The following is a 23,472-nucleotide window of genomic DNA, read 5'->3' on the forward strand; positions in this document are numbered from 1 at the left end:
GCTTATTGGATAGCGCATTATCAGACTATCCTGAATCTGAGTCCCAATTGAATTAGTCAGTCAATTGATGATCTTCTGATAAATATGGATATTATACCATTCCATATAAATATCTGGTCAGTTCAGAGACTCTCAGTTTTTTCAATTCAAGGCACATTGATGAGGAAATGGTTATTCCCTTTTAAGTCAATGTAACGCAGAAGTGGAAACACTGAGAGCCTCACGCAGTGCGGCTGATGTTTAAAGAAAAGGGCAAAGCCCTTTATGCTACGTTGAATGTTCTTGATATACGACTGCATGGATGCAGGAGGTAGAGCAACGCAGGAGCTCGTTGCCGAGAATAACTATTAGCTTCAAACATTCGCCTTGCCTACAGTGCTTTGAACTCCCGCTGAATGGTCAGATACTTACTCGGAATGGTATTAAAGGAAGACACAATGCATAAGCAGTTTAATGGCATGTTAAAACTCTTGTTTTTTTATACCTGCCTGATCTTGTACTCAATGTCTACTTTGATGGCGAGCTCAGTTGTTAACCCTGTTTATGCCAGTAACTACACTGACGAGCAACAAGCATACCTTGATGCGCGAAAAGCACTCAAGAACAAACAGTTCAGCAGCTACTATAAATTACGTAAGCAACTCGATGACTACCCTCTGACCGTCTATCTGGACTTTCACTCCAAAATCAATGGCATTCTGACTCATAAGGGCAGTAAAGCCACCGCAGAGATTGCGCAATTTAAAGATACCCCCCTATTTAACACGGCTAGATCTCGCTATTTAATGACAACGGGCGCCAAGCGGCGTTGGAATGACTTCTTGATGGTCAGTCCAAGCAGACCCAATAACACCATTTTACAGTGTTATTTCTACCGTGCTAACTTGGCTGCAGGCGACAAAGACATCGCCTTTATAGGCGCTCAATCACTCTGGCTTTATGGCAAATCTAGGCCAGAAGCGTGTGATCCCCTCTTTCAGGCTTGGCAAAAAGCGGGGTTACGCACCCAAGAGATGATCTGGTCGCGTATGTTCCTGAGTTTTGATGCCAATCAATACGGATTACTGACTTATCTATCCAGAAAAATCACAGGCAATAAGGCCGAAGTAAAACGACTCCTCGCTGTATATAAAGATCCCCGTAGCCTGAGACACACGAAAAAATTTATGGGACGGGCAAAAATTAATGCCGAAATAGTCAGCAGAGGTTTAAGGAAACTGGCGAAAAAAGATCTGCAACAAGCGGTAAAACTTTACATGACCTACCAAAAACTGGACAGGTTTAGTGATTATCAAGGGAGAAAACTCAGCCGCTACTTCGTCAAACGCGCCATTATCAGACAGGAAGAGCGGCTAAAATCATTCGTCGATACCCTGTTGCCACTACTAGACAGTGATGATCTGGTGGAGTTGCGACTAAGATGGGCCATCACAGAGGCCGATTTCACTAGCCTTATTGCCTATTTGCCCCAGCTAAGTGAACAGAAAAAATCGAAACCCAGATGGCAGTATTGGCAGTCCAGAGTCGATGGGATCATCTCGACTCAAGCCACCGCAGCTCTGGGCTCAGATATTGCCGATAACCCATCGAGCAGATTAGCAAACTTGAGCAAGCGTAGAAATTTTTATGGTTATGTCGCGGCACTCGAACTCAACCGTGAATATCAGCTCGAGCACGTTGACAGCGTCACCGACCCGGCACTGAGGCAAAAAATCTTCGACGATAACGCCTTGGCGCGGGTGATAGAACTTGTGGCCATCGATAAAACCATTGACGCCAGATCTGAGTGGGTGCAGATGTTGGGCCGACACAGCCGAGCCATGCAAAAAGAGTATGCCATCTTTGCATTGGAGAACAAATGGTACGATCTGGGTGTTCAAGCCAGCATTCAAGGCAAACTGTGGCACGACATGAAATTACGTTTTCCCTATGCTGCCGAGCAAGCGTTCGTGACCGCCAGCAAGCAACAGCAGGTCAATATCGATGAGCTCAGGGCTATAGCCAGAAGAGAGAGTGCTTTTTACCCTTACGCAACCTCAAGGGTCGGTGCCAGAGGCCTGATGCAGCTTATGCCTGCAACCGCAAAAGAGACAGCCAAGAAAGCGGGAGTAAAATACAAGGGCACACCTAGCCTGTACGTCAATGAGATAAACATTCGCCTCGGCAGTACTTACTACGCATCCCTATTAAAGCGGTTCAATAATAATCGAGTGTTAGCCACAGCAGCTTATAATGCCGGCCCTCACAGGGTTAAGCGCTGGTTACAGAAAACCAATGGAGAACTCGACGTGGTCGCCTTCATCGAAGCAATCCCTTTCACCGAAACCCGTGAGTATGTACAGGCAGTGCTTAGCTATCGAGTCATCTACCAAATCAAGCAAGGCAAGAAAACCGAGCTGTTTTCCGCTCAAGAGCTCGACTTTAAATATTAATCAAAAAGATTCATTGGGGTCAGTAATTTATTAACGCCTGTGTATCAGCTCCTTGGGAGTTAACATCGTTCAGATCTCACCGGAGTGATGAAATTTAGCTCATTCGAACTCAGTTCAGGTAAAAAGCTTAGACAATCAGCATTTAATATGAATAATTATCATTAACACATAAAATGAGATCGACTTATAGACAGTCAGCCTTTATTGTGAATAATTATCATTAACACATAAAATAAGATCAACTTATAATGATATCACTGGATAATCTTTACCTGGGCGCAGAATATCAACCCCTGATCAACACCTCGGACTCGTCTATCTATGGCTATGAAGCCCTGTCTAGATTTACCGACATAAATGGCAAGAAAACCCCTCCGAATCTTGTCTTCGATCACCTTCATAATCAGGCTGCTCTGTTAGAAGACGTTGAGATACAAGCCAAGTTGTTTCAACTTAAACACTCAATAGCTTCTTTGCCGCTGTTTATCAACTTAGACCCCCATGCCATAGGCCCCAAGAGCCAACAGATGTTGAATCTATTATCGCTCCGGCCTAATTTAACCGTAGAGATCATCGAGAATACCTGTATCAATGATGCAAATCTCTCCAGAGTACTGGTAGCCCATTTAAAATCTAAACAGATTAACGTGGCACTCGACGATATTGGCGCGCCACATTCCATGTTGTCTCTATCATTGTTAGCTCAAGTCGACACCCTAAAGTTTGATATCGATTGGCTTAATCAAGTCGGCAATAGAGAACAAGAATATCTGATGAAAGCATTGATCCGTTTTGCTAAGGATTGCGATAAACAAACTGTTCTCGAGGGCGTAGAAACAGCACAACAATTTGCACTCGCGCAAGAACTGGGTATAGATCTGGTACAAGGATTTTTATTTAAGGCTCAATTCATCACCGCACCTTGTGTCACGCCGTTACTCATCATCGATGATAATCTGAGTCATATTGAGCCTTTTGCTGCAAAATTAATGAACTTGCAACTCATGCAAGGCTAACGAATTGATCTAGACTTAGAGTCAAAACCAAGAAACTGGATCGAGAATCTAATTTGTCTCATAGTAATATCATTGTATTAATAAAGAGAATTCGATGTCCAAGCAGACAATTTCAGATATTATCACTCAACTGGGCCGTGTTCTATTAGGCAAACCAGAACAGATAAAGCTGGCACTCGCATGTATTCTCGCCAAAGGACACCTACTGATCGAAGACCTTCCCGGAATGGGGAAAACCAGCCTATCCCATGGTATCGCCCAGAGTCTGGGACTCACTTATCAGCGCATACAATTTACCAGTGATATGTTACCCGCCGATATTCTAGGCGTCTCTATTTTCGATAAGGAGCAAGCTCAGTTTATCTTCCATCCTGGGCCAATCTTCAAACAGATGGTGCTAGCGGATGAAATCAACCGTGCCAGTCCCAAGACACAGAGTGCACTGCTCGAGGCCATGGCCGAGAGTCAGATCACAGTCGATGGCATCACTCACCCACTTCCCAGGCCATTTTTTGTGATAGCGACGCAAAACCCCAGTGAGCAATCAGGCACGTTTCCACTGCCAGAATCTCAGCTCGATCGCTTTATGATGCGCCTATCGATTGGTTATCCAAACGCAGCGGCCGAACTCGAAATGCTCAAAGGACATGACCTGTCCCCCCAGGCTCAGATACTTCCCCAGTGCATATCCCAAATCGAACTGGTTCAGTTACAGCAAGATGTGAGCAAAATTACGGCTTCCGATGCCTTACTTCATTATGTGCTCGCACTTGTCGACGCCTCCCGCGTGCAGAATGAGGGGTTTGGCCTGTCACCACGAGCGAGCAAGGCACTGCTCCAGGCCTCTAAAGCCTGGGCTTTTATCAATGGGCGAAGCTATCTTGTCCCCGAAGATGTACAGGCTGTGTTCTCATCCGTAGCCGAGCACAGGATCCGCAGCAGCAGTCAGCAGCAGGGAGCCGCCCTTTCTCAAAAAATTCTCAGCAACGTCAACCCGATATTGTAACCTAGCATAATGATGAATCGTGCTAATGCCACTGAGTCCCCCCCTTCCAGGAGACCTTCACTCTGGTTTAGATCTTGGTTAGCACGTAGGCTGCCGCCATCGAAACAGGTCACATTAGCCCATAAAAGTATTTTCATTCTGCCTACGGGCTTCGGCCTATTGTGGCTCTGTCTGATCTTACTCTTGTTTATACTCGGCACTAATTATCAAAACAACTTGATAATAGGGTTAAGTTTTTTATTGGTAAGCCTGTTCAACACCTGCATCATCTACAGTTATAAAAACCTTGCAGGGCTCTCACTGAGTTCATCTCCTCCTCCTCAAGCCTACGCAGGGGAGACTCTGGTATTTCCAATAAAGTTATCATCTAAACAAGTTCAATTTGAAGTATTGCTTTCTTATGGCAATAATCAGGTCAATGTGCTCAAGGTGATTAAAGAGCAACCACAAGTTTCTCTGCTGCAATTTAACAACCTCAACCGAGGCAGAGTATTTCCCAAACGCTTGAAAATAGAGTCAAGATACCCGCTTGGATTATGCAGAGCCTGGTCACATGTAGATCTTGATAATCAAGTGATCGTCTTTGCCAATCCCATCGAATCACAATCAGCGCTGTCTTCTTTAGCAACAGACGATATAAGCCATATTCTAGACAGAGGCATACATGTTCAGGGAGTCGATGAGTTTAAAGGCCTCAGGCCACATATTCCCGGAGAGTCATTGAAACAGGTGGCATGGAAACAACTGGCACAGGGACGTGGCATGCTGAGTAAGGAGTTTCAGCAACCCCAAGGACAACCCCTCTGGCTCACTTTAGATGACCTAAGCTCCCCAGACATCGAAGAGAGGATCAGTAAATTGACTTGGTCCATCGATAAACTCAGTCAACGTGGGCATATTTTCGGACTAGTCATAGGCCAACATAAAATTCCTCCCTCGGATGGCGAGGGCCATCGCCTTATGTGTCAACAAACGATAGCGCTTCTTCCTGTGAGTGATGGGGAGATAAAATGAAGCTACAACAGGAGATCATATCCCGCCATAGCCTACTCTGGTTACTCATCATCAATGTCGTGATACTTCTGCCACTCTATGACACATTGACGCCATGGAGCATGGCCATCTGCGGCATCTGCCTGATATGGCGCTACGGCATTTTTATGGGCAAGGTCGCCAAGCCTCCTCGTTTGCTGGTAACAGGCCTCGCCCTGGCATCGGCATTGACGCTAGCACTGGTCACATCAAAAATTGGCTTACTCAACGGCTTAATCAACTTGCTAATTTTAGGTTATTCACTCAAATATATAGAGATGAGAGACAGGCGAGATGTCAGAGTTGTGGTCATTGTCGGCTACATCCTTATCGCGATCACCTTATTCGGCCAGCAATCGTTCTACTTCTCTATCCTGTTAATCGTCATTGCTACAATTAACACCTGTGTGTTAATTAGCCTCTACCGAGACGATGCCAAGCTCTATGAAACGGCTAAATTTGGCTTTAGCCTCATCATGCAAAGTGTGCCCTTAGCCGCCCTGCTCTTCCTGGTATTTCCTCGTTTACCTCCTCTGTGGTTGATGCCACAAATGACAAGGGCACAAACGGGTCTCTCTGATGAAGTCAGTTTCGGTGAAATAGGCAGGCTGACACGCTCTGCGGCTCTCGCATTTCGAGTCAAGTTTGACGGCACTCCCCCCAGCAATCATCGACTCTATTGGCGTGCCCTGGTCTTAGAAGATTACGACGGTCAGACCTGGACACAACACGAAAGCATTAAAACCTTGGAATCAAATAATTTAGCAGCATCGAGCATGCCTACACCAACGGGGCCCTGGCTAAGTTACTCTGTTATTGCACAGAAGAGTAACCAACACTGGCTCTTCGGCCTGGACGTCGCATTCAGCGATACCAGCAAGATCATCCAATTGCCGGACTACCGCCTCTATTCCACCGACATACTCACACAAAAGTTTCAATACAGTGTCAAATCTTTCCCTTCTGTGCCCATGGATTTAACGCTGGCGGATCATGTCAGAAATATCAATTTACGCCTCCCAGAGCTGAGTAACCCCAGAACCCACGAATTAGCCAAGCGTTTTGCAGGGCGCTACCCAGATCCGCAAACGAGACTCAATGCCATGATGAATTACTTCACCGAGCAAGCCTATTTTTATACTCTGACGCCACCGCCTGTAGGTCCACAGCAAATTGATGATTTTTTATTGGAGAACAAGGCCGGATTTTGTGTTCATTATGCCAGTGCATTAACCGTTATGGCTCGCGCTACCGGGATCCCGGCAAGAATGGTAACAGGCTATCAGGGCGGCGAATGGAATAAACAGGCCCAATATTTCAGCATCTATCAGTATATGGCCCATGCCTGGGTGGAAGTCTGGTTAGAGAACCTAGGCTGGATAAGACTCGATCCCACCTCGATGATAGCACCAGAAAGAATACTCGAAGGTTTCGATGGCTATTTTCAAGGAGGCGACAGCTATTTTATCGACAGTCCCTTCAGCACACTCAAACTCAGGGACTATCCCCTTCTCAATGAACTGAGGCAAACATTATCGAGCATAGATTTCTATTGGAGTGTCTGGGTATTAGGCTTAGATTCGAGTAAACAACAGCAGATATTGCATAAGATGCTGGGGAAAGTCACCACAGAGAAGTTAGCCTTGTTCATGCTCTCAAGCCTGGCTCTTATCATGTTAGTCATAGCATACAGTGCCGGCTTACTGCGTTTCAGCACAGATAAAGACAAGATATCATCGGCTTACTTAAGAGTCTGTCGGTTAATAGATAAGCAAGGCGTGTCTAGGCGGCTCGATCAGGGTCCGATAGATTTTTGCCATAGCGTAGAGAGCCAGCTACCTGTGATTGCTAAAGATTTCTCTCTATTGACTCAGTATTACGTCGCGCTTAAATATCGCACATTGACGCCCAGTGGCAAAAAAAACACCACTAGGCTATTTATGCAATTATCCAGAAAGTTGAGGTTTAACATGCTCAAGCTCTAGCAAGGCACGGTAAACAAAAAATAGCCATTAACACTCAGCGTTAATCCATTCGCCCGTTTAAGCTCGTCTTTATGGCCCCAACACAGTGGACAGTACAGCTGTTGTAATTAATATCAGGGCAGCGAAGAAGATCTCGACCCCGATTGAACGCTGCAATATACCTACTGAGTTCGCTTCGCCTTGTTTTGGTTTTAACCTCAGCTTCTCAGCTAACGCGCCAGGCTCAAGCCCGTTATCATCAAGATTAGGCACCAGGCTAAACTTGTGCAGTGCCGCTAGCGCCAGGATCACCAATATGATGAAAAGCTTAGTCAGAATGGCTCTGCCATAACCCGTATCGATAAACTCGCTAAGGCTTTGAAACAACAGGCTTAGCAATATCAGCCCCGTGATAACCACCATAGCGACGATATATATGGCTAACTTGCCAAACAAGTCCATCACCCCCTTGAGTGATTGCGCTTCTAAGCGGCCGCACAGGGCCCACAAGGGGATCAGTGAGCCAACCCAGGCACCAATGGCGACAACATGAAGCGCCACCAGCCACTTACCTAAGTCATCCATCTCGGCGCAGTGACCTATCAGGGTGAATGAATATGCCAAACAAAGCGTAGCCATCAGGAGTAGACCCAAAGCACAATTTCGAGCGAGTCCCCTGGGGTTAACGGGTATAAATGTGGCGAGCAAAACCAGAACAAAACCAGCAATACGCCAGGATACGGATCCCCCGACAGCGCTCTGCCATAGGAGTTCGGTCATCAGAGGATCCCACATTCCAGCAAGACCCGTTTCGGCAAACGAACCGACCTGAATGAAGAAGTTCATCGTGACGGCCAAGACACCTATGATGGCCCCCTTCCTCATGTAGCCGGAAAAGTCATCAACGTCTGCAGCTGAACTTGACTCTATTGGCTCATGCCTGATCATCGACCTGACATTCATTAACATCATCAAGAAGCCGCCCAGACTCGATGCCACTCCAATATAGATGAGCCATTTAGTCGAGATGCCGAATGTGTCGAACAGGCTTATCGCCATTAATGTATCAGTCATGGGAATGGCTGGCACTATCGTGCTCAGTGGTATTGCTCATCACTTCATGAACCATGAAGCCAAATTCTCCTTTCATTTTATGCGCATCTTCTCCCATGATCATCCAGTTAACCGAGTAACTTGATGGGGCCAATTGAGGCAAGTCTAGGGAGAATTGATTTGAGCCTTGCATGCTTGGTTTGAAACCAAACTTGATATCATTACCAGTACCATCCTTCAGGGTCAATTTAATCAGGCGTACAGGGCTGTTAAATGTCAGCGTCAACGCTTGGGGCGAGGCTTGCAGCATCTCATTATTAGTGGGACTCGATTCAACCAGCGCGGAATGCGCAAACGCGGCAGAACTCAATAGCATGGTGGCAGAGATAGCGATTGTCTTGATTAATTTCATTTTGACCCCTTCAATTTATAGTATTTACTATGTGGAATAATTTGCTTTTTACTATCTAACGATTAGATTTATCATTTAAATGTCGATTTACTGTTGAAGATTATTTTCTTTTCTGCGCTCTCATCCCCCTCCAGCTGCTATGGGCGCTAAAACCGGACTCAGAACCAAGATCTGACACCCACAACGAATTGAGTCTCGCTATCTTCCTCCGCCTCATCCCGCGCATAATCTGCCGTGTTACCAAACTTCTTACTCCAATTAACCCCAATATAAGGCGCGAACTCCCTGAGGATTTCATAGCGTAATCTCAAGCCTGCGCCAATATCTGACAAACCGGATCCTATTCCGACATCGGGATCATTTTGTCCGTAGAAGTTCATTTCAATCTCAGGGGTTAAGATGAGCTTTTGGGTGATCAATAGCTCATACTCACTACTGAAACTCACCGCCGTCCTCCCCGCCTTTCCCACATAAATCGCCGCATCTATTTCGAAGAAATATGGCGCGAGTCCTTGAATTCCCAGCACAGCCCAATCACGGGAAGGAGACGGTTTCAAATCCTGTCTCAGCCCCATCTGCAAGTCCCAGTAAGGAGCGATAGCCCGGCTATATAGGGCCTGAACTTCGGCGTCGATAACATCTCCACCCGAGTATTCACCCTCAGTCTTAATCCAAAACTTATTAAGGTCATAGCCAATCCAGGCCTGTGCTCCCCAGCTGGTGGTACTATGCTGTGTGAGATCATTCTCAAATTCATCGATCATCACCTTGGTCAACAAGGGATCATCAAATTCGGTGCCAAAGGCCATGTCGACACGGGTCAAATTAACCAGAGCGACCAGAGCGATGGCGATAAAGGGATAACAATTTATCGGATTAAGCTTCATTTTCGACTCCATATTCATGCCCGTTTTCGGCCTATTACGTAAACTTTTGTTTGAGCGTATATTTATGCCTGCTTAACTTGGACTTTTCTGAACATGCCCGGCATATGGAACAGCAAGTGACAATGGTATGCCCAGCCACCTAACGCATCTGCCGTCACCAGGTAACTGATGCTCGAGCCCGGTTGCACTATCACAGTATGCTTACGGGGAATAAAATCTGGATCACCGGTTTCCAATTCACTCCACATCCCGTGTAAATGCATGGGATGGGTCATCATGGTATCGTTGACTAAGGTGATACGCACACGCTCACCAAATTCAAGTTCCAGTGGCGCGGCATCGGCGAACTTGATGCCGTTGACCGACCACATGTAACGGCTCATGTTGCCGGTGAGATGCAGCTGGATCTCTCGGCTAGGCTGCCTCTTATCCCGTGTTGGTGTAAGGCTCTTGATATCGGCATAGGTGAGTACCCTTCTCTTATACAAGCGAAGGTGGTCCCTGAGCCCTATTCCGGGATCCGTCAAACCACTGCGGGGGCTCATCGCGCGCATATCGACCTGAGGACCGAATTCACTGGCAATATGCTTAATTTCATTGTTACTGCCATAGCCCGCTAGCCCCAATCCAGTAGCGCTGGTCTTGTTCATGTCCATCTGCATGGCACTATGATCCATGCCTTCCATGGCTTTGGTCATATCTGCGTCCATCTGCATCGAGCCATGATCCATGCCTTCCATGGCTTTATTCATGTCCATGCCCATGTCTCGGTGTGCTAACACAGCAACGGGATCCATGGCTGGAATAAGGGGCTTAATAGCCAAGTCTGAAGTCAAACTGCCATAGGTAAAACCGCTACGATCTATGCTCTGAGCGAAGATACAATAAGCATTGTCAACTTGGGGCTCGACTATCACATCAAAGGTTTCGGCGACACCGATACGGAACTCATCGACGCTGACAGCTTGAATATTCTGACCATCACTGGCCACCACAGTCATCTTCAGGCCCGGGATACGCACATCGAAAATGGTCATGGCCGCGCTATTAATGAATCTGAGTCTCACTCTTTCCCCCTGGCGAAACAGTCCCTGCCAGCCCTTCTCCGGAGTATTGCCATTCATCAGATAGGTATAGGTATACCCGGTCACATCCGAAATATCCCTGTCACTCATTCGTCCCTGGTTCCACATAGAACGCGCATGCCAGGTGTTAACTAAACCATTAGCTGAGATATCACCGAGGAGATCGACTAAGGTACGCTCACTAAAGTTATAATAATCGGGCTGCTTCTTGAGCTTGGCGTAGATGGACTCGGGCTCTTCGTCTGACCAATCTGACAACATCACCACGTATTCCCGCTCGTATGCCACGGGATCGCCATCCTTAGGTTCGATAACGATTGCACCGTACATACCCGTTTGTTCCTGGAAGCCTGAATGACTGTGATACCAATACGTGCCGCTCTGACCCAGAGTGAAGTTATATTCGAATGTCTCTCCGGGCTCTATGCCCGCAAAACTGATCCCGGGAACACCGTCCATATTTGCCGGAAGGATAATGCCGTGCCAGTGAATAGAACTGGACACATCCAGGTTGTTTTTAACCCTAATGGTTACCGATCCCCCCTCTTTCCAACGAAGCACAGGCCCAGGTATGCCTTGATTAACCACAGTGGCACGAACATCGGTACCTGTGAAATTAACGGTCTGATAATCGATACTGAGATCGAACACTTTACCACTGAGTGTCGTTAAGCCTTTGCGTAACGACGCGGCTAACACGCTCTGAGTGAAAGGCAGACTGGCCAGCATCATGGCACTCGCCGCGCCCATGACAAACCGACGTCGAGATAGCGTTCCACTAGCCTTAACCAAGCTTACAGGTGCCATTAATTGAGACGATTTATGCATTATATTCATAATACTGACTCCTATAATGAGTTAACTTCACCATAGACACTGCTAGTGCCATCTTCGTTAAGCAGTAAAACCTGATAAGGCCTAAATTTATCACCGTACTCCATTCCCGGGCTACCGACCGGCATTGCTGGGACGGCCAAACCGATCGCCCCCGGCGGCGTATCGTTTAGAAACTGATGCACATAGATTGCGGGAATATGGCCTTCAAACACGAAACCTTGAGTGGATATTGCGGTATGGCAAGACTGAACATTGACAGGAATGCCCTTGGCTTGTTTGAGCGAGCTCAATTGCCCTGTGTTATGGCCTTTGGCATCGAACCCATGGTTATTCATATAATCGATCCACTTACCACAGCAGCCACAATTTGGATCTTTATACACTGTCAAAGAGTGAACCTGAGCCGTTATCGCGGCCTCTTTATTGGCATGTTCCCCATGAGTGACCTTGCCTGATAAGGCTTGGCTATCCAGGTAAATAATGGCACCGGCGCCGAGTAGCCCAGCGGCGATAAGCAGAGAAATAAACATGAGTTTGTTACTTTTACGGCCCTCATTTGAAGCCATAATTTTGGAGATCTTAGTCTCTGGTAAGGTGTTTTTTGAAGTCATAGTGCCTCCGAATATACGCAACCTGAAAACAATAAATCAGTATAATTATGGTCCCATAAGGTGAACTTAACATCAGGGATCCATCAGATTTCAGGCTTGGAACTGAGTTAACGTCGGCAGATCTGAAATTCTTGATAGAATTCACTGAACGACGCAGTTAGCAGCAAAAGGGTTAAGACCGTGAATTTTAAACGGATCTATGCCTTATCAGGCGAATATTGGAGGACGGTAAAGCGAAGAGGGATATTGATTAAGGGTGGTCATCTTGAACACACTCATCTTAAGTAGAGGGTGTGTAGTTATATCTAATCCAGGCAGTGCCATGGTTAAGGCCACTGAGAAACAAGAGCCCATACCGCAATTACATACGCTCTTACAGCAGTCTTCTTGCTCATCGTTTATCATGCTGTGCGACGAGTCTGAATGCGTCGAATCATTGTTTTGCCTTGTATCAAGGCTGATTTCTATGGCTTTTTCCGATATTGATGTCGACCTATCGCCTTTGGACATACTGCTATGAGGCATTCCGTTTTGAGACATGCTACTTGAAGATAGAGCGCCCATTGAGTATGGCATGATCACAGACGCGTATGCCTGACCGACAAATGCCAGTAGCACCCACACCAAGATGATCCCTTTACCTATATTCAACATGACCTCAACGAGAAACCGATTAGCTTTTTAGCATAACCTAGCAGGAGCCATTGTTAAACCCTATTTTAACGTCTTGCTAAAACATCCACATTGAAAAATCCAGTTACATTGGTATTTTTTGGCAAATATATGAGGGCTCAAAAAATCACAGTCTAGAACAAGGTCCTCATAAAGCACTAAAAACAGCAGTTAACGCCATTTATCTAGCCTTTCGTTGGACAAATAAATTCAATCACATAGAATAGTTTTGGTCTTAGGAGTCTCGCATATGCTTGCCTATTTTATATGATTTAATAGGGCTCCTTCACGTATGTAATACCAATCGGTATCAGGCACTTTTCCTAGGAATTTTCATGCTCTATCTTGTTCAGTCTAATCGAATGGAAGCCCTATCGGCACAACTCGCCGAGGAGTTACAAACGCCCATTCCTGGCATGCCCGTGTTAATGCCAGAACATGTGCTAGTCCAAAGCCCAGGGATGTCGACCTGGCTGAGACTGGAAATAGCCAAGAAAAACAAGATAGCCGCGGCGCTGGAATTCCCCCTGCCTTCGAGCTTCATCTGGCAACTGTGCCACATATTATTGCCCGATGTGCCCAAGGAAAACGCCTTCACCAAGTCGGCCATGACCTGGAAACTGATGGAGTTGCTACCTGAACTCTTGAGCGGCCAGGAGTTTGCCCCACTGAGTAACTACCTTACATCTGGGCAAGACCAGTCGGAGCATGACAATCCACTGAAACTGTTTCAACTGTGTGGACAAATAGCCGATATTTTCGATCAATATCTGGTTTACCGCCCGGATTGGATTGCAGCCTGGGAGGCCAATGAGCCCACACTCCCGCCAAAGGGGGATAGATTATCTCAGGCTCAGGCCTGGCAGCCGATATTATGGCGTGCCCTGATCGAGTTTAATAACCAAGTCTTGGGCAAGAGTCAATACCACAGGGCAAACCTGCATCAGTCCTTGTTCGATGCCCTGGACAATCCCGACACCTCGCTCGAGGGGCTGCCAAGACGTCTATTTGTGTTCGGCATCTCCTCCATGGCGCCGCAAACATTGGATGTACTCTATCATCTGGCCAAGCGCATCGATGTGATCATGCTTAACTTAAGCCCCTGTCAGCATTATTGGGGGGATATTGTCGATCCGCGGCTGCGTGCCCGCATGGCGCTGGAATATGCCGATAAGCACAAGCTTGCGCAAGACTGGGAAGATAAACTCGAAGTGGGTAATCCCTTGCTGGCCAATAATGGCAAGATGGGCCGCGAGCTGCTGGATCTTATCCTCGAGCTTCCCGAAGAGCACGCCAACTTTAACTTCGAGTGTTACCAAGATCCCGGTGTCGATAACCTACTGAGCGGCATTCAACATGACATTCTCGAACTCAGTACCCGAGACAGGAGCTTAGGCCCGGATGCCTCCTTGTACCTGACCCTCGATGGACGACGAATTTTAGCTAAAACCGACGATTCTTTGACCCTTCGCAGCTGTCACAGCCCGCTACGGGAAATTGAGACCTTGCATGATCATCTACTCGAGATGCTTTGCCGCACACCTGACGACCCAAATGAGCCCTTGCTCGCCAGGGATATCGTTATCATGTTACCCGATGTCGCCGCTTATGCTCCCTACATTGACGCCGTGTTCTCGGCTAAACATGGCGCGCATTTTATTCCTTACGCCATTGCCGACAGAGGCGCGGCCCAGGAATCGCCGTTGATCAACAGCTTCTTACATATTCTGTCCATCAAGCAGAGTCGCTTTGGCTTGACCGACATCTTAGGCATTTTAGAGGTCCCGGCCGTGCTCAGGCGTTTCGACTTAGATGACGAGGCACTTGCCTTGATCCGTCACTGGCTCGAGCAAGCCGGAGTGCGTTGGGGGCGGGATGAAACCAGCCGCGCCGCTCAGTCTTTACCGGCATTCGATAAGAACTCCTGGGCGTTTGGCATCAAGCGTCTCATCTTGGGCTACGCCTTCAGTGATGATGCAGCTCTTTACCAGGACACCTTATTAGTCACAGGTATCGAGGGCCAATCTGCTCAGGCTCTAGGCAAGTTACTCAACTTTATTGAGACCTTAGATGACTATCAAGCCGTGCTCGGGCAAACCTGCTCAATAGCAGAACGCATGGGGCAGCTCGCCCAGCTTGTCGATGATTTTTATGCGGTCGACGATGAGGAGTTACCTCAACTACAAGCCATACGCGAAGCGATAAACACCTTAAAAACTGAACTCATCGACGCCGGACAGGTGACGCCGCTCAATACCCAGGTGCTGCATAATTGGTTTAATAGCACCTTGAGTGAATCCCGTGTCGGCCAGAGATATTTGGCCGGTAGCGTCAACTTTTGTACCTTGATGCCCATGCGCTCCATCCCTTTTAAGCTAGTGTGTCTGGTCGGCATGAATGATGGCGTCTACCCCAGGGTTCAACACCCGGTGGGCTTCGATCTTGTGGCTCAATTTGGACCCCGTAAAGGCGATCGATCCCGCCGTTTGGACGACAGGTACCTGTTTTTAGAGGCGATCCTCTCGGCCAGAGAGCAGCTCTATATCAGTTATATCGGCCACAGCGAGCGCGATAACTCGGAGCGTATCCCCTCCATGCTGGTGTCTGAGTTAGTGGAATATTGTCAGCTTTGTTATCTGCCTGAAGCCTTTAACCCAGACAATGTTGAGCCCGATATCCCCGCCATCGAGCAGGCCATCCACCAGCAATTGTTAATCGAGCAGCCCTTGCAGCCCTTCGATGAGCGCCTCTATCTAAGCCAAACGCGAGCAGACACTGCTGATCATCGACTAAAGCAGAGCTATTCGGCCCAGTGGTGTCCGAGTCAAGCAAGCGAAGATGATGGGGTTAAGCAGGCACAGCGCTTTATCGGTGCCGAGCACCAGATCACCCAAGCCATAGATGCCAGCCAGCTAACCGATGTCTTAGATTATAATGAGCTTGAAGTCTCGGCTCTTATCCGTTTCTTCAGGAACCCGGCCCAGTACTTCTTCAATCGAACCCTCAAGGTCGATTTAAGCCTACATATTCAGGCCGACGATAACGATGAACCCTTTAGCCTCAATCCACTGCAGCGCTACAAGTTGCAGGCAAGTCTACTGGACAACGCCATATCACAGAGACTCGAGGCCCCCGAAGACGTGCTACTGCAGCGATTAAAAGCCAGCGGTGAGCTGCCACTTCAGCCCTTTGATGACCTCTTGCTCAAGCAATACCTGCGAGACATTCACCCCTTAATCGGCCGCGCCGTCTATCTTCTGGGGGATAAGCAGCGTTCCATGGATATCGCCCTTAACTTCACCCAAGCCGATGGCTTAGGTGAACCGATAAACTTAGTCGGGCGCATCGATGATCTCTGCGCCAAAGGCCTGGTGAACTACCGGCCCGGCACAGCCAATGGACGAGACCTTATCCGCCTCTACATCAGGCACCTGTGTATTTGCGCCATGGGCTCCAATAAAGTGACTAACAAGCTGCCACATATCAGCTACCTGTTAGATATCGGTCATTTCCATGCTTTTCATCCCCTATCACATCAGCAAGCTAAGACACAACTGAGCCTCTGGTTAGCCTACTTCCAATCGGGACAAGCCCACCCCTTGATGTTTATGCCTAGAACCGCCCTCGCCTATGTTGAAGCCGAAGGCGATCATAGTGACAAATTACGCGAAGCTCAGGGTCAGTGGCTCGATGAGCAGAGCCAGTTAGGTGAAGCCATGGAGCCTCACTATCAACGCTTGTTTAGTTTCCCTGATGATTTTTCAGAAGAAGAATTCGGACACATTGCCATGACGCTACTGAGCCCCATGCTTAGCCTGTATCACAAGGACAAACTCGGTGAGCTTGCCAGCTTCGTCGAAGGCGCGGCCCTGACAAGCCAAGGAGAGCAGTAATGCCTGCAACGATGAATAATAAGCAGTCTCAGCCCTTAGATACCCTGACCTTGCCCTTCGGCGGCAGTCGGCTTATCGAAGCCAGTGCGGGCACAGGCAAGACCTATACCATAGCCGGCCTGTATGTGCGCCTGTTACTCGGTCACGGCATCGACCAGCCCAAGACTTGTCAGCAGATATTGGTCGTCACCTTCACCAATGCGGCTACCGGCGAGCTGAGAGATCGTATTCGCAACAAGATCCAACTGGCCTACCGCCACTTTATCGGCATAGATACCGGAGATGAACTGCTGGCGTCTCTGCTTAAGGCCACGCCAGAATCGATGCGTCCCTTGGCCCTCAAGCGTCTGGATCTGGCACTTAAGTCTCTGGATGAAGCCTCAATTTTTACCATTCATGGTTTTTGTCAGCGCATTTTAGCCGACATGGCCTTCGAGTCATCTCTGCTGTTCGAATCAGAATTTACCCTAGATGACAGTGAGTTTCTGCACCATGCGGTGCGCGATTTTTGGCGTGAACACTGTTATCCACTACCAGAATGTCTAGCGGAGATCATTCAGAAAAAGTTTGTCGACCCCGACGCCCTGTCTAAACAACTCAGACCCCTGCTCGGGGCGAGTCAGGCCCATGCCCAGCCACAGCCCGAGGACTTTAACCAACTTCAGGGCACGCTCACTCAGAGTATGAGCCGACTCAGGCTCATCTGGCCCAGAGAACGTGAGGCTGTCGAGACCTTGCTGCATTCACTGCCCCTCAATGGCGTGCGTTTCGGTAAGCAGGCGGACGCTTACCCCAAGTTGGCCATCATGCTCGATGCCATGGACAACTGGTGTAAGTTCGATGCCAGTCTGCCACCGATGAAGGTGATGGAGAGTCTTTCTCTTAGCGGGCTTAAGCTCAATAAAGGCGGCGAAGTACCGACGCCGGCGCAAGCCCCAGTGCTGGATCATATCGAGCGCTTGTGCTTACTCATCAAAGATTTCATTCCCAGCTTCCTCTATTGCGCCCGAGACGGCATATCGAAGCGTTTTGCATCGCAAAAATCTGAACGTAACTTGATGACCCCGGACGATCTCTTGCTCACCCTGGAGCAAGCTCTGCGCCCGGCCCCAAGAGAGGTGCAAGCAGATAAGGTTAGCCTGGCGGATCTGATTGCCAAACGTTTCCCCGTGGCCCTCATCGATGAGTTTCAAGATACCGATCCCCTGCAATTCGCCATCTTTAACCGTATCTATCAACAAGCATCGACTTCAAAAGCAGACTATAACAACGATAACAACGATAACAACGGTAACAACGGTAACAACGGTAACAACGGTAACAACGATAACAACGATAACAACGATAACAACGATAACAACGATAACAACGATAACAACGATAACAACGATAACAACGATAACAACGATAACAACGGTAACAACGATAACAACGATAACAACGATAACAACGATAGCAACGATAACAACGATAACAACGATAGCAAGCCAGCCTCCAAAGAGGTGAGTCTCTTGATGATAGGCGATCCCAAACAAGCCATTTATGCCTTCAGGGGCGCCGATATTCATACCTATATTCAGGCGCGAGCGCAAACCAAGCAGCACTATAGTTTAGGCACCAACTACCGCTCCAGCCGCAACATGGTCTTGTCGGTCAACGCCCTGTTTGACAATCGAGACGATCCTTTTATCAATGCGGCGATTGTGTTCGAGTCGGTGCAGCCATCCCCCTTCGCCGATAACAAAATATTCGTCGAACAAAACCAGCACACCTCGGCGCTGAAGATAAAGCTGTTGAGTGAAGACCCTGACAAGGGACTCAACAAAGCCAGCGCCAGAACGCGTTTAGCCGAAGATGCCGCCGCCGAGATAACTAGGTTGCTGACCGAGTCTCAAGCGGGTCAATGTCGCATCAGTGGTAAGGCGCTAAAAGCCCAAGATATTGCCGTGTTGGTACGCGACCGAAACGAAGCCGGGGTAATACGAGAGTCATTATCGAAACGTCAAATCGGCTCGGTATTCTTAAGCCGCGACAGCGTATTTAATACCTTAGAGGCCCGGGAATTGGCTCTGGTGTTGCACGCCTTAGCCACGCCTAAAGATGAGCGAGCACTGCGCTCAGCCTTAGCGACCTCATTACTGGGTTATAACGCCGCCTCAATTCATGGATTCAACCAAGATGAGATGGTGAGGCAAGACTTGCTGGAGCAATTCGATAACCTACATCACAACTGGCTGAGGCGCGGGATCATGCCTGCCCTGCTCAGTCTGGCCAATGAGACTCGGCTTATCCAGCGTTTGCTCCAAGGCGAAGATGGCGAGCGGCGCCTGACCGATTTCAGGCACCTAGCCGAACTGTTACAGCAAAAAGCCACCGAACTGGACGGCATTAGCGCCCTGGTTAACTGGTACGAGCAAGCCCTGATCGCCAATAATGCCAACGAAGAGTCTCAGCTCAGGCTCGAGAGTGAACAAAACCTGGTACAAATCGTCACCATACATAAGAGTAAGGGACTGGAATATCCCGTCTGTTTCATCCCTTTTGTCAGCCTGGCTCGGGACAATCGCCGTAAGCCGGCCCCCATGCTTTACCATGAAAATAACCGGCTTATATGGGACATAGAACAGACGGATGAAGGCTGGGAGCGTCATAAACGGGAAAACTTAGCCGAAGATCTGCGCTTGTTATATGTCGCCATCACCCGGCCGGTTTATCAATGCTATCTCTATATTGCCAACCATAGCCGTTTCACCAAGAAAGCCGGGATCACCAGTCAACTCCATGAGACTGGCATCGGCTACCTGCTGGGAATAGAAGATAAAGCCTGTGATTTTTCTCGCATTCAAACCCAGGCCCAAGCGCTGAGCTGTGATGCCATCAGTGTCAGCCAAGTACAAGATGATGTCTCGACCCAAGCCTTAGTCAGCGTCACCGATGAAACACGCACCTTGGCGGCCAAAACGCTTAAGCGTAAACGCTATATCCCATGGCGGGTAGGCAGTTACTCGGGCTTAGTCAAAGACCTGCCCCATGAGCGCGTTGCCCCTGGCGCCGATGATGAAAGCTTTCCCGAGCTTGAGCTCATTCAGGATGAACTCGACTCGACGCCTTCTCGCTTCACCTTCGAGCGCGGTGCCAATGCCGGTAGCTTTATGCACCTGGTGCTGGAGCTGATTGATTTCACCTTGGCCGAGGTGCAGCTGCCAGAACAGCTGCCCGCTGCCATGGAGAAATATGGCATAGATGCGTCTTGGTTTAGCATGCTCAATGCCTGGTATCTGGATATCCTCGCTGCGCCCCTGACTCAAGATGGCTCACTGACCTTATCTCAGCTGACCCCGAGTCAAAAGCTAGTCGAGATGGAGTTTTATCTGCCCATAAACCAGCTTAAGGCAGAGGAACTCAATGAGCTGCTCGAACGTTATGGTTACAGCGCTGGGCTCAATTTTGACGCCCTCAAGGGGATGCTTAAAGGCTTTATCGATCTGACCTTCGAGCATCAAGGCCAATTCTTTATTGCCGATTACAAATCGAACCATCTGGGTGATGGGTTTGTGCATTATGGTGGCGATGCTATGGCTGGCGCCATTCGTAGCCACAGGTACGACTTGCAGTACATCATCTATACCTTGGCCCTGCACCGATACTTAAGCTTGCGAATGCCCAATTACGACTATGAGCAACACATTGGCGGCAGTTTTTACCTCTTCTTGCGTGGCATGTCGGTGGACGCCCCCATGTCAGGGATCTTCTATGATAAGCCGCCTTACGCGCTTATCCAGGCGTTAGACGCACTCTTTGACCGTGAACACACTCACACTACACATGCGATGGCGCACACACCACCGGGGCAGCCGGCAATGGATAATAATCAGATGGAAGTTAAACAATGATCCAGTCAAAGCAACCGATAAAGACCCTGCTTAAAGCATGGGAAACCGAGCGACTGATCACCCCACTGGATCGTCATTTTGCACTCGAGCTGGCTGAGTTTCATCGACACCAGCTTGAGCTACACAGTGAGTCCCACAATGAGTTATTCCTGCTCATATGTGCCCTGCTCAGTCATCAGCTTTCCCAGCAGCACACTTGTTTACCCATAGCGCAGATCAGGCTGGATAATCCCATGCATGAGCAGACTGCCCAGTGTAAAATCAGTTGCAGTCACGATGAACTCATGACGTTATTGAGCCAATTCGACGCGATTGGGGTACCTCAAGATAGCGTGCCTCAAGATAGTGTGCCCCAAGACGGCTTAGCGGAAAATAGCTCGACGCCGCTGGTATTAGATCAAGGCTCCCTCTACCTGCAGCGCTATTATCAATTTGAGACTCAGGTAGCAGACAAGCTTAGACACCTAGCGCAAGATGAGATCCAAGACATACCCGCTGCAACGCCAGCGACCTTAAACCAGCTGTTTCCCCACAGTCCCCCAAAGAATGCGGCCACAGAGTCACCAGCACATGACTGGCAGAAGATAGCCACGGCGACCGCTTTCACCCAACGTCTGGCGGTAATAACCGGCGGACCGGGCACGGGTAAAACCACCACGGTCACCAAATTACTGTTTCTCATGACCCAAGAGGCCGACTTGACCATCAAGCTCGTCGCCCCAACGGGCAAGGCAGCCGCCAGACTCAGCGAGTCGATCAAGGCCTCTAAGCTGCGCTTGAAAGCCGAACTGGCCCCCTTCGCCGACAGCATAGACATCAGCACGCTAAGCCGCGTCCCCGAGGAAGCATCGACCCTGCACCGATTACTCGGCGTGATCCCCAACTCGCCGCAATTTCGCCATCACCAGGATAATCCCCTCAGGCTGGATCTATTAGTGGTCGATGAAGCATCCATGGTCGATCTGCCCATGATGCACAAGCTACTGTCGGCCCTGCCAGATCACGCCAGGTTGATCTTACTTGGGGATCAAGATCAGCTGGCCTCCGTCGAAGCCGGCGCCGTGCTCGCCGACATCTGCGCCGGACTCAAGGCAGACTTGAATCAATCGGCAAAATGGCAGATGCGTTACTCAGCTGCCTATGCCACACGCTTATCCCAGCTAACAGGGTGTGATTTAAGTGGCTTTATCAGCGCATCCCCAGGCATAGGCGACAGTTTATGCATCTTGATGCACAGCCATAGATTTAAAGGCGATGCGGGGATCGGCCAGCTGGCGACTGCGGTCAACAATTCGGACAGCTCACGCATCCAGGCGGTGTGGCAATCAGGATATGATGAGCTGTGTTGGATTGAACATCAAAAAACACCCACAGGCAATGCCGGACTGGAGCAGTTATTGACTCAGTCGGTGAGCCACTACAGCGCGTATCTGCAACTGGCTAAAGACCCCTACAGCACTCCTCTGGATATCATTGAGTGTTACAACCAGTTTCGGATATTGTGCGCCATGCGCGCGGGCGAATACGGCGTCGATGGTATCAACCTGGGCGTGAGAGAGGCCTTGAAACAGGCCAAGTTAATCTCGCCTGAGCACGAGTTCTACCCGGGACGCCCAGTCATAGTGCAGAGCAATGATTATAACTTAGGCCTATTTAACGGTGATATCGGCCTCATCTTACCCGATAGCGCCCACCAAGCAGCGACGGGCGCCGCTCCTCGCTTGATGGCGCATTTTATCCAGGCCGATGGCAGTATCTTGAAGGTACTCCCGGCGCGCCTGCCGAGCCACGATACTTGTTTCGCCATGACGGTGCACAAGAGTCAAGGCAGTGAGTTTAGCAAGGTCGCCATGGTGCTGCCCATCTGGCCAAGTCAGGCGCAGAAACAGCTACTCACCAAGGAACTGGTGTATACCGCCATCACCCGAGCCAAGCATCAGTTTACCTGTCTGGGGAGTCAAACCGTGTTCGAGCAGGCTAGCCTGCAGGCAACCAAGCGCTCATCTGGACTGGCGAGGCGACTATGGCAGTAGACAATATGCAAATAATCAATAACCGCAAACCAACACTCTATTATGTCTACGATCCTATGTGCAGTTGGTGCTGGGGCTATGCCCCAACTTGGAAAAAACTCAGGGCGGCGCTAAAAGAATCAGGCATAACAATCGAATATCGTCTCGGCGGTCTGGCCCCTGATTCAGATCTGCCAATGGCCGATGAGATGCAAGCCTTTCTCGAGCAGACCTGGCATAAGATAGCGGTAGAGCTTGGCACCGAGTTTAATTTCGACTTTTGGCGTCAATGCCAGCCTAGGCGCTCGACCTATCCGGCCTGCCGCGCCGCCTTGATCGCACGGGAGCAAGGTCTAGAACAAGCCATGCTTGATGGCATTCAGCAGGCCTATTATCTGAAAGCCATCAACCCATCGGATCTCACCACCCTGATATCCATTGCCGCATCCATAAACTTAGACCCAAAAGAGTTTGCCCTGCAAATGAGTAGCGAGGCGATAAATAATCATTTGATGACCGACATCCATCAGGTTCAGGCACTGCCCATCCAAGGCTTTCCCTCTTTGGTGCTGGAACACAATGGCAGTCTTAGCCCGATACCCCTTGATTATCTGGATCATCAAACCAGCTATCAATACTTGATCAACCGCTTAAACTGAGCCAGCAG

Annotated in this window: 15 protein-coding genes; 9 read left to right on the top strand and 6 right to left on the bottom strand. The window is 48.9% G+C overall.

Annotated elements, in window-relative coordinates:
* Positions 1 to 437 precede the first annotated feature (437 nt).
* From HRU42_RS14610 to HRU42_RS14630, 5 genes are all read left to right on the top strand, one after another.
* Complete coding sequence (locus tag HRU42_RS14610) at positions 438 to 2,432, top strand: transglycosylase SLT domain-containing protein (protein ID WP_367227188.1); 1,995 nt, start codon at positions 438 to 440, stop codon at positions 2,430 to 2,432.
* Positions 2,433 to 2,680: 248 nt separating this feature from the next.
* The gene (locus HRU42_RS14615; protein WP_295032056.1) at positions 2,681 to 3,448 is read left to right on the top strand and encodes an EAL domain-containing protein; all 768 of its coding nucleotides are present in this window, start codon (positions 2,681 to 2,683) and stop codon (positions 3,446 to 3,448) included.
* A gap of 94 nt (positions 3,449 to 3,542) precedes the next feature.
* Positions 3,543 to 4,454 carry a MoxR family ATPase gene (locus HRU42_RS14620; protein ID WP_295032057.1) on the top strand — a complete coding sequence of 304 codons (912 nt, stop codon included), beginning with the start codon at positions 3,543 to 3,545 and terminating at the stop codon, positions 4,452 to 4,454.
* A gap of 12 nt (positions 4,455 to 4,466) precedes the next feature.
* Positions 4,467 to 5,468, top strand: a complete 1,002-nt coding sequence (locus HRU42_RS14625; protein WP_295032058.1) for a DUF58 domain-containing protein — start codon at positions 4,467 to 4,469, stop codon at positions 5,466 to 5,468.
* The gene (locus tag HRU42_RS14630) at positions 5,465 to 7,471 is read left to right on the top strand and encodes a DUF3488 and transglutaminase-like domain-containing protein (protein ID WP_295032059.1); all 2,007 of its coding nucleotides are present in this window, start codon (positions 5,465 to 5,467) and stop codon (positions 7,469 to 7,471) included. The genes HRU42_RS14625 and HRU42_RS14630 overlap by 4 nt, the downstream gene beginning before the upstream one ends.
* Positions 7,472 to 7,540: 69 nt before the next feature.
* On the opposite strand, the gene HRU42_RS14635 is transcribed toward HRU42_RS14630, so the two are convergent.
* From HRU42_RS14635 to HRU42_RS14660, 6 genes are all read right to left on the bottom strand, one after another.
* Complete coding sequence (locus HRU42_RS14635; protein ID WP_295032060.1) at positions 7,541 to 8,524, bottom strand: CopD family protein; 984 nt, start codon at positions 8,522 to 8,524, stop codon at positions 7,541 to 7,543.
* Positions 8,517 to 8,915: a copper resistance CopC family protein gene (locus tag HRU42_RS14640; RefSeq protein ID WP_295032061.1), complete on the bottom strand. Its 399-nt coding sequence runs from the start codon at positions 8,913 to 8,915 to the stop codon at positions 8,517 to 8,519. Before HRU42_RS14640 ends, HRU42_RS14635 begins: the two co-directional genes overlap by 8 nt.
* Before the next feature lie 158 nt (positions 8,916 to 9,073).
* Positions 9,074 to 9,802, bottom strand: a complete 729-nt coding sequence (locus HRU42_RS14645; RefSeq protein ID WP_295032062.1) for a copper resistance protein B — start codon at positions 9,800 to 9,802, stop codon at positions 9,074 to 9,076.
* A gap of 62 nt (positions 9,803 to 9,864) precedes the next feature.
* Complete coding sequence (locus HRU42_RS14650; RefSeq protein ID WP_295032076.1) at positions 9,865 to 11,715, bottom strand: copper resistance system multicopper oxidase; 1,851 nt, start codon at positions 11,713 to 11,715, stop codon at positions 9,865 to 9,867.
* A 20-nt stretch (positions 11,716 to 11,735) separates the two neighbouring features.
* Positions 11,736 to 12,335 carry a DUF411 domain-containing protein gene (locus tag HRU42_RS14655; RefSeq protein ID WP_295032063.1) on the bottom strand — a complete coding sequence of 200 codons (600 nt, stop codon included), beginning with the start codon at positions 12,333 to 12,335 and terminating at the stop codon, positions 11,736 to 11,738.
* A 207-nt stretch (positions 12,336 to 12,542) separates the two neighbouring features.
* Positions 12,543 to 12,986 carry a hypothetical protein gene (locus HRU42_RS14660; RefSeq protein ID WP_295032064.1) on the bottom strand — a complete coding sequence of 148 codons (444 nt, stop codon included), beginning with the start codon at positions 12,984 to 12,986 and terminating at the stop codon, positions 12,543 to 12,545.
* A gap of 356 nt (positions 12,987 to 13,342) precedes the next feature.
* On the opposite strand from HRU42_RS14660, the gene recC reads away from it, so the two are divergent.
* From recC to HRU42_RS14680, 4 genes are read left to right on the top strand one after another with little or no spacing between them, the layout of a single operon-like run.
* Complete coding sequence (recC, locus tag HRU42_RS14665) at positions 13,343 to 16,900, top strand: exodeoxyribonuclease V subunit gamma (RefSeq protein WP_295032065.1); 3,558 nt, start codon at positions 13,343 to 13,345, stop codon at positions 16,898 to 16,900.
* Positions 16,900 to 20,793, top strand: coding sequence for a UvrD-helicase domain-containing protein (locus tag HRU42_RS14670; protein WP_295032066.1), 3,894 nt, complete (start codon positions 16,900 to 16,902; stop codon positions 20,791 to 20,793). The genes recC and HRU42_RS14670 overlap by 1 nt, the downstream gene beginning before the upstream one ends.
* On the top strand, positions 20,790 to 22,826 hold the full coding sequence (gene recD / locus HRU42_RS14675; protein WP_295032067.1) for an exodeoxyribonuclease V subunit alpha: 2,037 nt from the start codon (positions 20,790 to 20,792) through the stop codon (positions 22,824 to 22,826). Before HRU42_RS14670 ends, recD begins: the two co-directional genes overlap by 4 nt.
* Complete coding sequence (locus tag HRU42_RS14680) at positions 22,817 to 23,464, top strand: DsbA family protein (protein WP_295032068.1); 648 nt, start codon at positions 22,817 to 22,819, stop codon at positions 23,462 to 23,464. The genes recD and HRU42_RS14680 overlap by 10 nt, the downstream gene beginning before the upstream one ends.
* The last annotated feature ends 8 nt before the right edge of the window (positions 23,465 to 23,472 follow it).

This window comes from Shewanella sp. (genome assembly GCF_013214165.1).
Lineage (GTDB): Bacteria > Pseudomonadota > Gammaproteobacteria > Enterobacterales > Shewanellaceae > Shewanella.

Excerpts from the sequence above, each read along its gene's own strand:
- HRU42_RS14625 (WP_295032058.1), top strand. The coding sequence starts at position 4,467 with ATGAATCGTGCTAATGCCACTGAGTCCCCCCCTTCCAGGAGACCTTCA.
- HRU42_RS14620 (WP_295032057.1), top strand. The coding sequence starts at position 3,543 with ATGTCCAAGCAGACAATTTCAGATATTATCACTCAACTGGGCCGTGTT.
- recD (WP_295032067.1), top strand. The coding sequence starts at position 20,790 with ATGATCCAGTCAAAGCAACCGATAAAGACCCTGCTTAAAGCATGGGAA.
- HRU42_RS14645 (WP_295032062.1), bottom strand. The coding sequence starts at position 9,802 with ATGAAGCTTAATCCGATAAATTGTTATCCCTTTATCGCCATCGCTCTG.
- HRU42_RS14680 (WP_295032068.1), top strand. The coding sequence starts at position 22,817 with ATGGCAGTAGACAATATGCAAATAATCAATAACCGCAAACCAACACTC.
- HRU42_RS14650 (WP_295032076.1), bottom strand. The coding sequence starts at position 11,715 with ATGCATAAATCGTCTCAATTAATGGCACCTGTAAGCTTGGTTAAGGCT.
- HRU42_RS14635 (WP_295032060.1), bottom strand. The coding sequence starts at position 8,524 with ATGACTGATACATTAATGGCGATAAGCCTGTTCGACACATTCGGCATC.
- HRU42_RS14615 (WP_295032056.1), top strand. The coding sequence starts at position 2,681 with ATGATATCACTGGATAATCTTTACCTGGGCGCAGAATATCAACCCCTG.
- HRU42_RS14670 (WP_295032066.1), top strand. The coding sequence starts at position 16,900 with ATGCCTGCAACGATGAATAATAAGCAGTCTCAGCCCTTAGATACCCTG.
- recC (WP_295032065.1), top strand. The coding sequence starts at position 13,343 with ATGCTCTATCTTGTTCAGTCTAATCGAATGGAAGCCCTATCGGCACAA.
- HRU42_RS14610 (WP_367227188.1), top strand. The coding sequence starts at position 438 with ATGCATAAGCAGTTTAATGGCATGTTAAAACTCTTGTTTTTTTATACC.
- HRU42_RS14655 (WP_295032063.1), bottom strand. The coding sequence starts at position 12,335 with ATGACTTCAAAAAACACCTTACCAGAGACTAAGATCTCCAAAATTATG.
- HRU42_RS14640 (WP_295032061.1), bottom strand. The coding sequence starts at position 8,915 with ATGAAATTAATCAAGACAATCGCTATCTCTGCCACCATGCTATTGAGT.
- HRU42_RS14630 (WP_295032059.1), top strand. The coding sequence starts at position 5,465 with ATGAAGCTACAACAGGAGATCATATCCCGCCATAGCCTACTCTGGTTA.